This is a genomic window from Chryseobacterium gregarium DSM 19109, from assembly GCF_000430845.1.
In the GTDB taxonomy this organism is placed as follows: domain Bacteria; phylum Bacteroidota; class Bacteroidia; order Flavobacteriales; family Weeksellaceae; genus Chryseobacterium; species Chryseobacterium gregarium.
On the sequence record NZ_AUMU01000003.1, the window covers coordinates 153,897 to 169,454 of the forward strand.

Sequence of the window (15,558 nt, forward strand, 5' to 3'; positions counted from 1 at the left end):
GGGCTAGATTTCAGTTTCATGCATAGATGTTATCTTATAACCTGCATAACAAATACAGATCAACCGGCTGTTGAACAATAGTTTTAGTGAGTAGACCTCATCAAAGTCTGGATCAGTAAATAATAGCCTTAGAACTATTTAGAATTTATTCCACACAATAATTTCACATAGATGATAGGATCGCGCAGATTTTTTTGTGCACTTAAATCTGTTAAATCTAAAAATAAACTTTAAAAACTTTTTATTAAGTTTCAATGCTCACTTAAACAGGATCATAAATCATGTTGTTTCATTTATTATCATATTTTAATGATAACAATATAACCATCACTCCAGTGTTCAGAAACTTAATTAAAAGTGGTTAAAATAGGACAAATGATAAGATAAGTCTACTTTATTATATCCAAAAAATAACGAAAATATGCAAGTACAGTTTTTATTTACAAACCATTTAGCACTGATAATCATAACGTTAAAATATTATAAAATGGTAATTCCTCACTTCAAGCAAAGTTTATGCAAAAACCAATTACGGCAATAGATAAAGTATATCAAAAAAGTGGAGTTATTTATGTATATTTGCAACTGATTCTCATGTTTAATTTGAGTTTTCATGGTTATTAGTTTTTATCCTCGGGACATCCCGGGGATTTTTTGTTTTTTATAAAATGTTGATATCTTGAAATTTTATATATAGAGGTTAACAATATTATTAATTTATCAGACTCTGTTAATGGCTAATTCTTTATTTAATAAATCAATTAATTTATTTTCTGTATCTCTCTCATATATTTAAGTTGTACTATTATGAATTTTACCCAATAACTTTTGAATAAGATTTAACCAAAGACAGAAAATTTCATCCAAACAACAGAAATGGCTGTTCAGGATAATAAATAAAAAACATATATTATTAATATTTTGTGGTTCGTGTGAAGTAAAAAGGCTCTCAATAATGAGAGCCTTTTACTATTTCATGTATAATTAAGCAATTACTTTGCAATGCTTCTTGAAATAACGATCTTCTGGATTTCAGAAGTTCCCTCGTAGATCTGGGTGATTTTTGCATCTCTCATCATTCTTTCCACATGGTATTCTTTCACATATCCGTATCCGCCGTGGATCTGTACCGCTTCAATGGTGGTATCCATAGCTACCTGGGAAGAATATAACTTAGCCATGGCACCGATTTCAGAAATATCTTTTCCTGCATCTTTTTCAACAGCAGCTTTATAGCAAAGCATTCTTGCCGCTGTGATCTGGGTTGCCATATCCGCCAGTTTGAAAGCAATCGCCTGGTGGTTAATAATCTCGGTTTTGAACGCTTTTCTTGTTTTGGCATATTTCAAAGCCAGTTCATATGCTCCGGAAGCAATACCCAATGCCTGGGAAGCAATACCGATTCTCCCTCCGTTTAATACTGCCATTGCAAAATTAAATCCGAAACCGTCTTCCCCGATCCTGTTTTCCTTCGGTATTTTTACATTGTTGAAGATCAAAGAATGCGTATCGCTTCCTCTGATTCCAAGCTTATCTTCTTTCAACCCGATTTCAAAACCTTCCCAGCCTCTTTCCACGATGAAAGCATTGATTCCCTTATGTTTTTTTTCAGGGTCAGTTTGTGCAATAACGATATAATAAGTTGCCGTTCCACCGTTGGTGATCCAGTTTTTGATTCCGTTCAGAAGGTAATAATCTCCTTTGTCTTCAGCAGTAGTTTTCTGAGAAGTTGCATCAGAACCCGCTTCAGGCTCGGACAATGCAAATGCGCCGATTACCTGACCGCTGGCAAGAGGCGTAAGATATTTTACTTTTTGCTCTTCAGAAGCAAATTTCTCAAGGCCTGCACACACCAATGAATTATTTACGGACATTACAACAGCTGCGGAAGCATCTATTTTTGCAATTTCTTCCATCGCAAGAACGTAAGACACGCTGTCCATTCCTGCCCCTCCGTATTGAGGGTCTACCATCATTCCCAGCAGCCCCATTTCCCCCATTTTCTTTACCTGCTCCGTAGGAAATTTCTGATCGCGGTCCCTTTCTATTACGCCCGGTAATAGTTCGTTTTGTGCAAAATCCCTTGCCGCCTGCTGAATCATCAGCTGTTCTTCTGATAAATTAAAGTCCATAAAAAATAATAATTAGATGGTCGCTAATTTACACTTTTTGATGAAACCTGAAAACAGAATTAAAGGTTCCTGTTAAAATCTGAAAATCAGGCATTAAACAGAATTCAACAGATCGTTAAATAAATTAAAAAATTATTAAAATACAGTTCATCCTATTAATAAGCATCTGCATTGTTAGGTATATAAACCACTAAATGCTAATTTTCAGTTTTCATTCAGACAATTAAAAAAAATGCTTATATTTAAAATCCTTAACTACTATTTTAAAAAATCATGACTATTAAAAGATTATTCGATATACCACACTATGCTTTGGAGCAATATCCCAAATCGGATATGTTCGTTACCAAGTATCAGGGCGAATGGAAAAAAACCTCCACCCAGGAATTTATCAATGAAGCGAATAAAATATCAAGAGGTCTTTTGAAACTTGGGATCAAACCCGGTGATAAGATCGCTTTAATTACCACTAACTCGCGTACAGAGTGGGCGATTATGGATCTGGGGCTTTCACAGATCGGCGTGGTTTCTGTGCCGGTATACCCCAGCATTTCACCGGAAGACTATGAATTTATTTTTACCAACGCTGAAATTAAATACTGTTTTGTTTCCGATAAGGATCTTCTGCAGAAGGTGATGAAGGTAAAGCACAATATTGCATCGCTGCAGGGCATCTTCACGTTTGACCAAATCAGCGGTGCCGCCAACTGGAAGGAGATTCTGGATCTCGGCGAGGATGATTCAACCCAGACTGAGGTGGAAGATCTGTCCAATGCCATTAATTCTGAGGACCTGGCCACCGTAATTTATACGTCGGGCACCACGGGAAAGCCCAAAGGGGTCATGCTGACGCATCACAATATTGTTTCGAATGTCCTGGGTTCCATCCCAAGGATTCCGAGAAAGAAAAGCCTTGACTATAAAGATACCAGGGTATTAAGCTTTCTTCCGATCTGTCATATTTTTGAAAGGATGCTCTTTTACCTTTTCCAGTACAGCGGTTTTTCAATCTATTTCGCAGAAAGCATTGATAAAATGGGGGAAAATGTCAAGGAAGTGAAGCCGCATTACATGAGCGTTGTGCCGAGGCTGGTGGAGAAAGTGTATGATAAAATTTATGCCACAGGGTCATCTGCGGGAGGCTTAAAACAAAAAATATTCTTCTGGGCACTGGATTTAATTTCCAAGAAGAAAACGGTTTCAAAGCCATCCGGTCTACAGGAAATTATTGCTGATAAGCTGGTATTTAAAAAATGGAGAGAAGGACTGGGAGGTGAAATCATTACGCTGGTTTCAGGTTCTGCTGCCCTGTCGACAAGACTGAACCTGATGTTTCAGAACGCAGGGATTCCTATACTGGAAGGATATGGACTCACGGAAACTTCCCCGGTGATTTCTGTTAATGCTTTCGGTAAAATGAAAGTCGGGACTGTGGGTCTGCCACTGGATAACCTGAAGGTAAAAATCCAGGAAGACGGTGAAATTACCGTAAAGGGCCCTTCTATTTTTAAAGGCTATTTCAAAAATGAACAGATGACCCGGGAAGTGTTCACCGAAGACGGCTTTTTCAGGACCGGAGATATCGGGCATGTTGACAATGATGGCTTTTTACAGATCACCGACCGGAAAAAAGAAATGTTCAAGACTTCCGGCGGAAAATATATTGCGCCGCAGACTATAGAAAATTTAGCCAAAGCATCCAAGTTCATCGAGCAGATCATGGTTGTGGGCGACGGTGAAAAAATGCCGTGTGCTTTTGTACAGCCCGATTTTGAATTTGCCAAAAGCTGGGCCATGAGGAATAATCTGAATATCGGGTCTACTCCGCAGGAAATTGCCAGGAGCCCTGAATTAAAAGAAAGGATAAAAAAAGAAATTGACCGCATGAATGAGCACTTAGGCAACTGGGAACAGATCAAAAAGATCGAACTGACCCCGGAAGTCTGGAGCATTGACACCGGACTCCTTACACCCACTTTGAAGCTGAAAAGAAAAGCGATTAAAGAGAAGTTTATCGATCTGTACAATAAAATGTATGAGCATCATGGATAATTTTACCGTCAAAAAAAGATTATTCAACAATATAAACCGATCCATTATTATTGGATCGGTATTTTTTATAATTTCCTGTGAAAAGAAAGTTGACAAGTTTAATGAAAATCCAAAAGTAAACGCTGAAACATCATCTTTTGAAAAGCCAACAGAAAAAAATTTAAAAGAAAATACATTACTATTCTACTTAAAAAAAGCAAAGACAGTAAAGCCTGATTCAAAGAACGGGATTCCTTTTAGCAAACTTGATTTTGATAAATTATAGCCTATGATTTTGATGGTGACGAAAAAACATATTCCGCTATTATTGGCAAAGATGGAAAATTTATCCCTATCATAAAAAAACAGCAGTTTTTAACGCAAAAACAGGCCGATAATATTTTATCAGCTTTAACAAAGGACACAAGTTACGGAGAAGCTTCCGCTGCATGTTTCAACCCACATTTTGGACTGGTATTTTTTAAAAATGACAAGAAGGTTAACCAGATTAACATTTGCCTTGGCTGCAACAATTTAATTTCTGAAATTTATATCCCTGCACAAACACATAAAGTTTTCAATAAAGGAACCGAGCATGAATATGCTTTTACAGGTTTTACTGCAAAAGGTAAAGCCGCAGTCATTACTCTGTGTAAAGAACTACAATTTTACTATACATCTGAAAAAACAGAAACAAAAAAATAAGACAGAAAAAATTCTGTCTTATTTATATTTAAAACTGTGCTTAGAATTAAAATTTAATCACAGATCCCATTCTTTCGTTTTCTTCCATTACCAACTCATCGTCAACAAGGATTTTCCCTGAGTGCTCATCGATAATGATTTTCTTTCTCTGGGCAATTTCCATCTGCTTCTGAGGCGGAATGGTGAAGAATGATCCTTTCGGAGCTCCTCTTTCCAACCCTACGACAGCAAGTCCGGTCGGAGAATTGTTTCTGATTCTGTTGTAAGAAGCCAGTAATCTTTCATCGATCTTAGATGCATATTCCGCAGACTGCCCGATAAGATAGTCTTCTTCTTTCTGAGTTTCGGAAATCAGGCCTTCCAGTTCTTCTTTTTTGAATTTCAGGTGATTCTTAAGATCATCGATCTTTCCCTTCAGCTCATCCAGGGTTTCGTTCTTATGCCCTATCTTAGCTCCGAATTCTTTGATTCTTTTTTCTGCAAGCTGAATTTCAAGTTCCTGATATTCAATTTCTTTACTTAATGCTTCAAACTCTTTATTGTTTCTTACATTATCCTGCTGGGACTTGTACTTTTCAATTAAAGTTTTTGCATGACTGATCACTTCATGCTTTGTTTTGATCTGGTCATCCTGCTCTTTGATCTCTGCATGGAATTTTTCAGCTCTTTTTTCAAGACCTTCGATTTCAATCTCAAGATCCTCTACTTCGATGGGCAACTCTCCTCTTGTATTTCGGATTTCGTCCAATCTAGAATCAATGATCTGCAAATCGTATAAAGCTCTTAACTTTTCTTCAACTGAAATATCGTTGGTTTTTGCCATATCTTAAATGAAATAATTTACCGGGTTTGTTTTCTCAATAGATTTTGAGATTGCAAAGGTAGTGAATTTTTGCGAAAAAATTTCAAATAATTGTTGAGTTACAAATTGTTCCGACTCGAAATGTCCGATATCACAAATCAGCATTTTTGATTCTGCGAGGAAAAAATCATGGTATTTGACATCTCCCGTAAGATAGGCATCGCATTTCCTGGAAACAGCAGACTGGATTCCGCTTGCTCCGGAGCCTCCCAGAACCCCTACTCTTTTAATTTTTTTATTATTGAAATCAGAATGCCTGATCATTTCCAGATTAAACTTTTCCTTGACCATTTTCAGGAAATCCTTTTCATCCATAGGCTCTTCAAAATCACCATACATCCCCAGCCCCGAATACTGATTGGTGTTATCCAGACTGTAGATCTGATGAGCGACTTCCTCATACGGATGGGCATTTTTCATTGCCGAAACGATCTGCCCCTGCTTATAATCCTCAAAAATTACCGAGATCATGTCTTCATCAGCATTTTCCCTGATGTTCTGCTGACCTGAAAAAGGAGTTGATCCTTCCACCGGCCTGAACGTTCCGTCCCCGTTAATCGTAAAGCTGCATTCGTCATAGAAGCCTATATTTCCTGCACCGGAAGCAAAAAGTGATTCTCTTACTCTTTCGGCATGCTCTTTCGGTACGAAAACCGTCAGCTGCTTCAGATTATTCTTTTTAGGCTGAAGGATTTTCAGGTTTTTCAGTCCCAGCTGACTGCACATTCCGTAATTAACCCCGAAAAAGTCATTGTCAAAGGCTGTGTGGATGGCATAGATGGCAATTTTATTTTCAATGGCTTTTAAAACTGCCCTTTCCACATAATTTTTTCCGGTTAAAGATTTTAATCCTGAAAAAATAATCGGGTGGAAACATACAATCAGATTACAGTTTTTATGAATCGCCTCATCCACTACATTTTCCAGTGCATCATGGCAAATGAGTATTCCGCTGACATTCCGGTCCCAGGATCCGCACAATAATCCCACATTATCAAAATCTTCTGCCTGCTGTAACGGAATATGTTTTTCGATCTTTGAAATAACTTCTCTAACTTTCATATTATTCTGTATGTTTGCTTACGAAAGTAGGGATAATTTATTAATTTTAAAAAAAGATTTACAATGGAAAAAGAGCATAATCTTATTCCCGGAGATGCACTCTGGAAAAGACATCTCTACCGAATCATTTACCGCTCGGACACGAAGTTAGGGCAAATGTTCGATATTATTTTATTATCCCTTATTCTTATCAGCACTTTTATTATTATGATGGAAAGTGTTCCTAAACTGGACAAAAGATTCCACTATACGTTCATTATTTTAGAATGGGTTATCTCCGTGTTCTTCACCGCTGAGTATTGGTCAAGGATTGCGGTGATCAAAAATAAAAAGAATTACATCTTCAGTTTTTTCGGAATTATTGATTTTCTGGCACTGGTCCCTTTTTATCTGAGTTTTTTTATTCCCGTTACCAAATATTTTCTGATTTTCAGAATGTTGAGAATGCTGAGGGTTTTCAGGGTTTTTAACCTTCTTGATTTTATGAATGACGGGACGGTCATTGTAAGAGCTTTAAAAAACAGTTCAAGAAAAATTTATATTTTCCTTTTATTTTTAATTATTTTCTCTGTAATTGTCGGCTCTCTCATGTTCATGGTAGAAGGCGGGCGACCCGGTTTCGAGACCATTCCCCAGGCAATTTACTGGGCTGTGGTTACGGTAACCACTGTTGGTTACGGAGATGTATCGCCGATAACGCCGATGGGGAAATTCTTTGCTGTGATCCTGATGCTGGCAGGTTACTCCATTATTGCCGTACCTACCGGAATTGTCACTGCTGAAATGCGCAATAAAAGGCAAAACCTGGAAAAGATATGTGACCGTTGCGGAAATGAAGATATTGATGATGATGCGAGGTACTGTAAACAGTGTGGCAAGAAATTAGCTTAGTAAAATTAACAATAATAATCTATTAACAAATACTGCAAATCATGGAACCAACAAAAAAAAATAAACCGCACATCTCTATTGTCATCCTGTTCTCTTTAATTGTGCTGATGGTGGTTGTGTATCTTATTCTTGTAACCTTCTTCCCTGCCGTCTTTTCCGGCCTGAACACTTCTGAAATCCAGCCGGTAAATGACAGATAGGATTTCATTGTAATAACATCCTGTTATTATTGATCATTTTCAAGTAAATCCTTTACATATAAAAGGCGGCCGTTGATTCGGCCGCCTCTTTTATTGATTTACAGGATTTAATCCTGTATTGTATATGATATTGAAAATATATCGTAATGACCTATTTTTTAATCGTCTTAACGGTTTGTTTAGAACCATCTTTCATATGTAATGTTACCAGATACATTCCCTGTTTCAATTCTTCCAGATGAAGTGCAGAACCCGGATTATCAATTGATTTTACCAATCTTCCTGAAACATCTGAAACAGAAACCGATTTTACATTGGCCGCATCTGAGATATTCAACACATCAGTAAAAGGATTCGGGTATAGTCTGATTTTGCTTTTGTCAGCCTTTACTTCAGAAGTTGCCAGTACACCTTTGGTTATGTTAATGGTAAATGCCCCTTCCATCTCATCTGACCAGCTGTTGTAATGACCAACATTCACATAATAGGTATTTCCGGAAAGCGTCGGGATAGAAACTGTTTCCTCCATACCTGTACCCGCGTTGTCTACGGTAGCTTCACAGGATAAAGCTGAGCAGCTGCCGCTATACACTCCGATCTGAGGATCAAAATCGCTGCCTGCAGGCATTGTCACTGTTACATTAAATGTATCACCGTCTCCTACAAAAGTGAACCATGTTCCGTCATTCATTTCATCACTGCAAGAAGTAATCATTCCGGCATTATTGGTAGATCCTGCTCCGTCATTCTGTATGTAAGTATAAGGTATAACAGTCGCAGCCAGTGCCCCAAAACAGTCATCATTCGCAGGCGTTGGAGGCAAGGTTCCCACGCAGATATCAAAACTCTGATGGCTTCCTGTATCACCATAACTGTACACTCTTACCAGATAGGTTTCTCCAACTGTAAGACCGGATACCAAACCAGAATTACTCTCTTCACATAAAATACTTAATAATGCTCCACATCCTCCGCTGAAAACCTGGAAATTAGCTCCTGTATCCCATGTATTCGTACCTACCGCCTGAACATTCAGCAGGGAAATTTTTTGAGTTGACGCAGCGGCAACAAATTTAAACCAGACATCATCATCAGGATTTCCGTAACAAGGATCCGGAATCGTTCCTGAATCGGTAGCACCGATTGTATATCCTGAAGTTACCGTTCCGCAATTCAAATCAGGGTTTACCGTCAATGTAGCTGCTGTTACGCATTCGTCATTTGTCGGTGGCGGTGGTGCCGTTGTAAATATGACTTCGGTACATCCTGCAGATTCACCTCCAGCGCCAACTGCTGTCACTTTAAGATAATGATTTACTCCCGGGGCAAATGGTGTTGAAGGCGTAAAACTGTTAGTGGTTACAGATACCTGATTGGCAACATCTGTTCCGCCGGGGCTTGTTCCGATAGACACTTTATAACTGGTTGCTCCTGAAGTATTATTCCAGGTAATCGTAGAAGCCAAAGGTACAAACGTAGCGTTATTGCCGGGATATGTAATTAGAGGACAAGCCGGAATAGGATTCGGAGCCAAACCTTCAATAGTAATGACAGATTTGTAATCCGCTAAATTACCGTCTGTTGGCGGTGAAGCCGGGTCGGGATCGGTACTGTCATTTTTATAATAAATAGTAGAATTCGCACCTCCGGAATACACATACATGGCTTCTTCAAAATCATTATTATCATACCCTGCAGAATTTTCTTCTGCAGCTATAACTAAATTAGAAGTATTGTCATAGGCAAAAGGAGTTGCAAAAACAACCTCGATGACTCCGCTGGCATTGGTTACGTTTCCTGAAAAAACCTGGGTAAGCTGGGTAAGCGGTATCCAATCTGCATCTGATGCAAATGAAGTTTTTGCAGTATGCCCGATATACACAACCCATTGTGAGGAATTGGAGATAGAGAAAGCGGGATCGATGTAAAATTTCAGTCCGGTGATGTTTCCTGCAGCATTGGCATTGATTTCCTGTTTTGTAAAAATCTGCTGGGTATAGGAATAGCCGTAATAAGTACTGATAGGAGCAACACCTACTTCTGTACTTCCCGTACCTAAATTAATCTGGGCATTGAGAGCCATACTTATGAATAATAAGCATGAGAGTAGAAATTTTGTCATAATTATCTTTTTATTGATTTATATGCTAAATTAATAATTAAATCAATAAATCCATGTTAATAATGATTTTTTTAATAAAAAAAGCAGCTAAAAAAAATAATTAAAATTATTATTGATAATCATTATTAAAATATACTTTTCAATTGTTTTTATCATTTGCCTGAAATAGTCTTCAATAGTAGAGTTATTCATTAAATTCTCTTTATTTTTCAGCTGAAAAATACAATCCTATGTCTTGTTAAAAACAAAGATAGCGGCTGAAATCAGCCGCTATCTTTTAATTAATTTTAAAATTTTACTTTTTGATAACTTTAAAGGTCTGTCTTGAACCGTCTTTCATTTCTAAAGTAACAAAATACATTCCTTGTTTCAGTTCTCCTAACTGAAGCGCTGAGCCTGAATTGGCCAGAGTTTTTATCAGTCTTCCTGAAACGTCTGTTATTAAAATGTTCTTTACATTAGCGGTATCAGAAATATTCAGTACATCAGAGAATGGATTTGGATATACTTTAACGGAGTTCTTCGCTGCTCCGGTTTCACTTGTTGATAAAACATTCTGCTCCACCACCAAGTTATCTATAAAGAACTCTACATCACTAGCGTCTGCAACAGCTCCGTTGGTAGCATAAAATGCAAACTTGGTATTGGCACTGTTATATCCTGTAAGATCGAATACATATTGGGTTGAATTGTTTGACGGCGAAGTATTTGTATCCCAGGTCTGAAGGACAGTCCACGTTGTACCTCCGTCCTGAGAAACGACAAACTGAACGATATCATCTGAACCCAGGTTGCCTGGTGTGGTATCTCCATATTCAGTAAGACCGTAGTCAAATTTCACACGGTAACCTCCTCCGGAAAGATTAAAGGCAGGCGTAATCAACCATGCATCGAAAGTAGTAGGGAAAAAAGAGCTTGTGTAAAGATTCACTTTCATTGCTCCTTCATATCCATCATTTAAGAATCCGTCCTCATACCAGTTGGAACTTGTTCCTGAAGGTTCTGTAGCAGGAGTTCCGCTGTCAGCATTACTCCAGCACGGATTGATCCCGTCAACAAAATCAAAAGTATAATTAGGTATTATAACTGAACATAATGTTGTAAAGCTGGCTGAAAGAGACCATGCACTTCTTTCTGTGGTTGTACATACCGATCTTACCCATACATAATAAGTCGTTATAGGTGCTAAATTGTTCAGTGACGCGCTTACAGCAGGACTGGATACTGACCCTGTAGCAGTAGCAGCATCTGACGGTGCCGTATTGCTGGTAGCAACATAATATTCATATCCTACACCTACAGTACTTGAGGTAGCCGTCCATGACAGAGTGGCTGTAGTGTCGGCTACTGCCGTAACAGAAAGGTTGGATGGTGCAACACAATTCGGAACAGCACCAATGTTAACGGTATAATCATGGGCTTCTCCCCATCCTTCCGTATCACATGGCACCGGCGGAGTACTATACCTGTCACCCACACGCATCCTGTGTGTACCCAACGGCGCATTTGCAGGAATTGCAATAAAGTCATTTGTCGTATTTGATACACTGCTGCCGGTTGCCACCAATTCCGTAGTTTCATCAAAAGTTCCGTCATCATTGAAATCGATCCACATTCTTATTTTCTGGCCTGAGAAACCATGCGTTACGGTAAAAGCATAGTTAACCCCCGCATTGAAATTGATCGTTTGTGAAGTGTAATCACCATAAGATCCGGAAGAACAACCGGTGTCAAGGTGGCTGAAACCTGCCCCCGGAATCATAAAGCTGTCAATCTGATCCCCATACGTACATCCGCTGGCAAACGCAGGAACACAGTAGGTCTGTGCAGACATTGAAAGCGCTAAAGAAAAAAGGCTAATTGATAGAAGTTTTTTCATTTTTAATGATTTTTATATTAATTAAATTTAGGTTAAAATCAAGCTCATCAATAAGTACTGAATAAGTGTTAAACATATAAAAAATCCATTTCTGCTCCTACAACCAATAAGTGGAGTTAATCTTTCAAAAACAAGATGGATACAAAGGAAAATTGCATTATATATTTTATATAGTTTCAAGGCATAAAGGTATTAATAAATTTCATTTTAAATAACCAAATCTAATAAAATGGTTTTTTTATACAGTTAATAAATCAATTTTTTATCATTAAAACAAACAATCATTTAATTATTTATAAATAATATAATATTATTGTTATCTATAAAATATTTGCAGTCAATGATTTATATTTTAGTCCTTATTCAGGGAAATAATGTGGTATCACATTTAACATAATAAATTTGTGTAAAAAAATTGATCCGATTACAGCAGAATAAAAAAATAGCGGCTGATTTCAGCCGCTATTTATCTATCAATTTTAAAAATTTCTACTTTTTAATAACTTTAAAAGATTGTTTTGATCCATCTTTCATTTCTAAAGTCACCAGATACATTCCTTGTTTCAGTTCTCCTAACTGAAGGGCTGAAGAAGGATTTGCAATAGTTTTAATCAACCTTCCAGAAATATCCGTTACCATAGCATTTTTAACGTTACTAACGTCAGAAATGTTCAGAATATCAGAGAAAGGATTCGGATATACTTTAATCATATTTTTAGCTCCTGAAACTTCTGAAGCTGCTAAAAGCGATGCGTCGTAAGCAGAAATCCTGAACTGTCCTGTCGTACTTCCGCCACCGGCACTTCCTGTGTATCTCCATGCACTTACATATAACGTAGAACCTGGAGTCTGACCTGTTACTGTCACTAAAGAGAGATTGCCTTGCCCACTATCATCATCACAAGCTATACTTGTTAATGACCCACAGGTACCGGAATGAACAGAAAGCACACTATCCACAAATCCTGATCCTGCTACAGCCTGAATTTCTAAAGTAACCTTGCCACTTGCCGGTACAACTACTGTATACCAAACATTATCCCCTCTGCTTGTCTGGCAAGACGTAGTGCCGTCTGTAGTTGCTGACACATTTGAACCAACGATAGCATTAGCATTGAAATCGCCCCCAACTGCTAAAGCGACAGCACCTGAACAAACATCATTAGCCGGCGGCGGCGGTGGTGTATTTACACAAATACTAAAGCTGTTGTTAGCCCCGGCCCCATTGCTGTTATACACTCTTACATAATAAGTCTGACCAACAGTTAAACCTGATATACTTGTCGAATTGGCAGTTCCACACTGAACACTCGTCAGAGATCCGCAAGTACCACTGAACACTTGTATATATAAGCTCGTAGATGAAGAAGTTCCCGTAGAAACCACGTTGGAAAGTGTAACTGTCTGTACAGCAGACCCTGCTACAAAAGAATACCAGACATCATCATCCGGTGTTCCGGTACAGGTACCAACGGGTACGTTTGAATTGGTAGCCCCTAAAGTATTCCCTGCAGTTGTTGCAGTACAGGTAGTATCAGGGTTTACTGTTAAAGCAACAGCCGTTGCACAGTCGTCATTCGCAGGTGCCAGAGCAAAGGAAACAGGTCCAACCCAAGTACTTTGATCATTAGCAGAACAACGGGATCTTACCCAAACATAATAAGTACTCGCTGCAACAGCATCATTAATTACATAACTTGTCGCTGCAATAGCTGTCATATTTGGTGTAGATGCAGCTGTAGGAGCTGTATTGACAGTACTGTAGTAAATATCATATCCGCTTGCCGGTGCAGTAGCCGGTGCAGTCCAGCCGATCGTTGCGGTTGTAGTTGTGGTTGCCGTAACAACAGGAGTGATAGGAGATAAACACGTAGGAGCTTCTTTCACTTCTACATCATCCAGCAACAGGTTATCATAGAAGTATCCGTTACCTGCAACATCTTTATCAACAACGAATCTTACCTGTACGGTAGTTCCGTTATAGGCAGCAGGTAATGCAATACCTTCCGTTCTCCATAAAGTACTGTTGGCTGATGAAGTAAAGACAGTTTCCCAGGTTGAACCTGTTACATCTTTAACTTGCACGGTAAGCTGGTTATTATCATAAGCAGGTTGAGTTCCTCCTGCAACAGTTGCATGATTTTTAAACCATTTGAACTGAACATAAGGGACTGTAAGTCCGGCCAAGCTGATTTGAGGAGAAGTTAAAGTAACATCATGAACTCCGGTATAAGGAGAAGATGCATCTACAAAAGCAACTGTTCCTGAAGCCCCAATACCTGTAGTACCATAATCCTGAGTACCGGTAAATTGCCACAAGGAATAACTTGTATTGTTTGTACTGGAATTAGACCAACAGTTTGGTAAAGTCCCTGAATTGAACGACTCTAAGAAAGGAGCTGGTAAAGTACCGCAAACAGTTGTGAAATTTCTTTCAGAACATGAAGCCGATGCTGTAGTTCCATCGTATGAATTAATACTGTAATAGTATTTGGTACTGTTTAATAAAGGAGTACTGAATGTATAAGAAGTGACGTTTCCTAAGTCTGCATTATTCAGCACATCTGTTCCTCCGGCAGTAGTTCCCACTCTCAGTTTATACCCTGTAGCTGCTGTTACAGCACCCCAGGTGATGGTTGGCGTAAGAGATACCCCTGTAGCAGCTGAAGCCGGTGCTGAAACTGTAGGACACGGAATATTTAATGTAGTAAAAGATCTTTCTGCACATCCTGCAGATGGAATTGCCCCGTTATATGCATTTACAGTATAAAAGTATTGTTTATTATAACCCAGTGGCGTTGCAGGGGTATAGGTAAGAACATTTCCTAAGTCTGCATTATTAAGCACATCTGTTCCTCCGGCAGTAGTTCCGATAGACAATCTGTACCCTGTAGCATTGCTTATAGCACCCCAGGTAATAGCCGGAGTTACAGAAACGCCTGTTGCAGCAGCAGCAGGTGCAGACACAGAAGGACATGTTGGAACATCACTAGGCGTAAGACCAAGTAAAGTAACTACAGATTGTGTTGCAGATCTTGTCCCGGTCTGGGTAATGGATGCTGGATTAGGATTGGTACTATCATTTCGATAATACAATGTTTTATTAGCACCGTTTGAGTACGTGTAAAAACGTTCTCCACCATCATCATTAGCTTTGTTTTCATCTACGGCAATGACTAAGTTATTAACATTGTCATAAGGAAAAGGCGTTGGAAAAGTAATCTCTACAACCCCTGCGTTATTGGTTACGGTTCCGCTGAAAACCTGAGTAAGTGAAGTCGCCGGAATCCAATCTGTTCCCGATGTAAAGGAATCCTTATTGGTGAGTCCCAGATACACGACAACATCATTGGAATTTGTAATGACCGATGAAGCACCCAGATAAAATTTCAACCCTGTAATGTTTCCTGCTGTTGTTGCATTGACATTAGCTTTTGTTAAAATTTGCTGTGCATAGCTATAACCATAATACGTACTCCAGGGAACAGTAGCTACGGAGGTAGATACTCCACCGCTGGTAGTCCCTGAACCCAAAGTGATTTGAGCCGAAATTAATGTACCGATTGATAAAAGGCACGTGAGTAAAAGTTTTCTCATATTTAGTAAAAATAAAATTAGGCGATAAAAGTAACAAATATTTAACTTAAAATCAAAAATTAACATAAAATATTAAA

10 protein-coding genes are annotated in these 15,558 nt (G+C 38.5%); 4 read left to right on the forward strand and 6 right to left on the reverse strand.

What is annotated here, in order from left to right; genetic code table 11:
* Positions 1-992 precede the first annotated feature (992 nt).
* Positions 993-2,132 (reverse strand): acyl-CoA dehydrogenase, encoded by a 1,140-nt coding sequence (locus H561_RS0105765; protein ID WP_027386146.1) that lies wholly within the window; start codon positions 2,130-2,132, stop codon positions 993-995.
* A gap of 273 nt (positions 2,133-2,405) precedes the next feature.
* On the opposite strand from H561_RS0105765, the gene H561_RS0105770 reads away from it, so the two are divergent.
* Together H561_RS0105770 and H561_RS0105775 are read left to right on the forward strand one after the other, a co-directional pair.
* The gene (locus tag H561_RS0105770; RefSeq protein ID WP_027386147.1) at positions 2,406-4,184 is read left to right on the forward strand and encodes an AMP-dependent synthetase/ligase; all 1,779 of its coding nucleotides are present in this window, start codon (positions 2,406-2,408) and stop codon (positions 4,182-4,184) included.
* Complete coding sequence (locus H561_RS0105775) at positions 4,177-4,449, forward strand: hypothetical protein (RefSeq protein ID WP_027386148.1); 273 nt, start codon at positions 4,177-4,179, stop codon at positions 4,447-4,449. Before H561_RS0105770 ends, H561_RS0105775 begins: the two co-directional genes overlap by 8 nt.
* Before the next feature lie 465 nt (positions 4,450-4,914).
* Here H561_RS0105775 and H561_RS0105780 read toward each other — a convergent pair whose 3' ends face one another.
* Positions 4,915-5,691 (reverse strand): zinc ribbon domain-containing protein, encoded by a 777-nt coding sequence (locus tag H561_RS0105780; protein ID WP_027386149.1) that lies wholly within the window; start codon positions 5,689-5,691, stop codon positions 4,915-4,917.
* 3 nt (positions 5,692-5,694) lie between these two features.
* Positions 5,695-6,792 carry a Nif3-like dinuclear metal center hexameric protein gene (locus tag H561_RS0105785; protein ID WP_027386150.1) on the reverse strand — a complete coding sequence of 366 codons (1,098 nt, stop codon included), beginning with the start codon at positions 6,790-6,792 and terminating at the stop codon, positions 5,695-5,697.
* A 63-nt stretch (positions 6,793-6,855) separates the two neighbouring features.
* Here H561_RS0105785 and H561_RS0105790 point away from each other — a divergent pair, with 63 nt between their 5' ends.
* Together H561_RS0105790 and H561_RS23880 are read left to right on the forward strand one after the other, a co-directional pair.
* Entirely contained in the window at positions 6,856-7,683 is an 828-nt protein-coding gene (locus H561_RS0105790; RefSeq protein ID WP_027386151.1) for an ion transporter, read from the forward strand.
* A gap of 41 nt (positions 7,684-7,724) precedes the next feature.
* Positions 7,725-7,883 carry a hypothetical protein gene (locus tag H561_RS23880; RefSeq protein ID WP_155845749.1) on the forward strand — a complete coding sequence of 53 codons (159 nt, stop codon included), beginning with the start codon at positions 7,725-7,727 and terminating at the stop codon, positions 7,881-7,883.
* 151 nt (positions 7,884-8,034) lie between these two features.
* Here the strand turns inward: H561_RS23880 and H561_RS23245 are convergent, their stop codons facing one another.
* The 3 genes from H561_RS23245 to H561_RS0105815 all read right to left on the reverse strand — a co-directional run bounded on the left by H561_RS23245 (position 8,035) and on the right by H561_RS0105815 (position 15,481).
* A complete protein-coding gene (locus H561_RS23245) occupies positions 8,035-10,005 on the reverse strand; it encodes a T9SS type A sorting domain-containing protein (protein ID WP_081411635.1) in 1,971 nt (656 codons plus the stop codon).
* 295 nt (positions 10,006-10,300) lie between these two features.
* A complete protein-coding gene (locus H561_RS0105805; protein WP_081411636.1) occupies positions 10,301-11,884 on the reverse strand; it encodes a GEVED domain-containing protein in 1,584 nt (527 codons plus the stop codon).
* Between the two features lie 489 nt (positions 11,885-12,373).
* Positions 12,374-15,481 (reverse strand): T9SS type A sorting domain-containing protein, encoded by a 3,108-nt coding sequence (locus tag H561_RS0105815; protein ID WP_027386154.1) that lies wholly within the window; start codon positions 15,479-15,481, stop codon positions 12,374-12,376.
* Positions 15,482-15,558: the final 77 nt, after the last annotated feature.

Excerpts from the sequence above, each read along its gene's own strand:
- H561_RS23880 (WP_155845749.1), top strand. The coding sequence starts at position 7,725 with ATGGAACCAACAAAAAAAAATAAACCGCACATCTCTATTGTCATCCTG.
- H561_RS0105765 (WP_027386146.1), bottom strand. The coding sequence starts at position 2,132 with ATGGACTTTAATTTATCAGAAGAACAGCTGATGATTCAGCAGGCGGCA.
- H561_RS0105770 (WP_027386147.1), top strand. The coding sequence starts at position 2,406 with ATGACTATTAAAAGATTATTCGATATACCACACTATGCTTTGGAGCAA.
- H561_RS0105805 (WP_081411636.1), bottom strand. The coding sequence starts at position 11,884 with ATGAAAAAACTTCTATCAATTAGCCTTTTTTCTTTAGCGCTTTCAATG.
- H561_RS23245 (WP_081411635.1), bottom strand. The coding sequence starts at position 10,005 with ATGACAAAATTTCTACTCTCATGCTTATTATTCATAAGTATGGCTCTC.
- H561_RS0105815 (WP_027386154.1), bottom strand. The coding sequence starts at position 15,481 with ATGAGAAAACTTTTACTCACGTGCCTTTTATCAATCGGTACATTAATT.
- H561_RS0105790 (WP_027386151.1), top strand. The coding sequence starts at position 6,856 with ATGGAAAAAGAGCATAATCTTATTCCCGGAGATGCACTCTGGAAAAGA.
- H561_RS0105775 (WP_027386148.1), top strand. The coding sequence starts at position 4,177 with ATGGATAATTTTACCGTCAAAAAAAGATTATTCAACAATATAAACCGA.
- H561_RS0105785 (WP_027386150.1), bottom strand. The coding sequence starts at position 6,792 with ATGAAAGTTAGAGAAGTTATTTCAAAGATCGAAAAACATATTCCGTTA.
- H561_RS0105780 (WP_027386149.1), bottom strand. The coding sequence starts at position 5,691 with ATGGCAAAAACCAACGATATTTCAGTTGAAGAAAAGTTAAGAGCTTTA.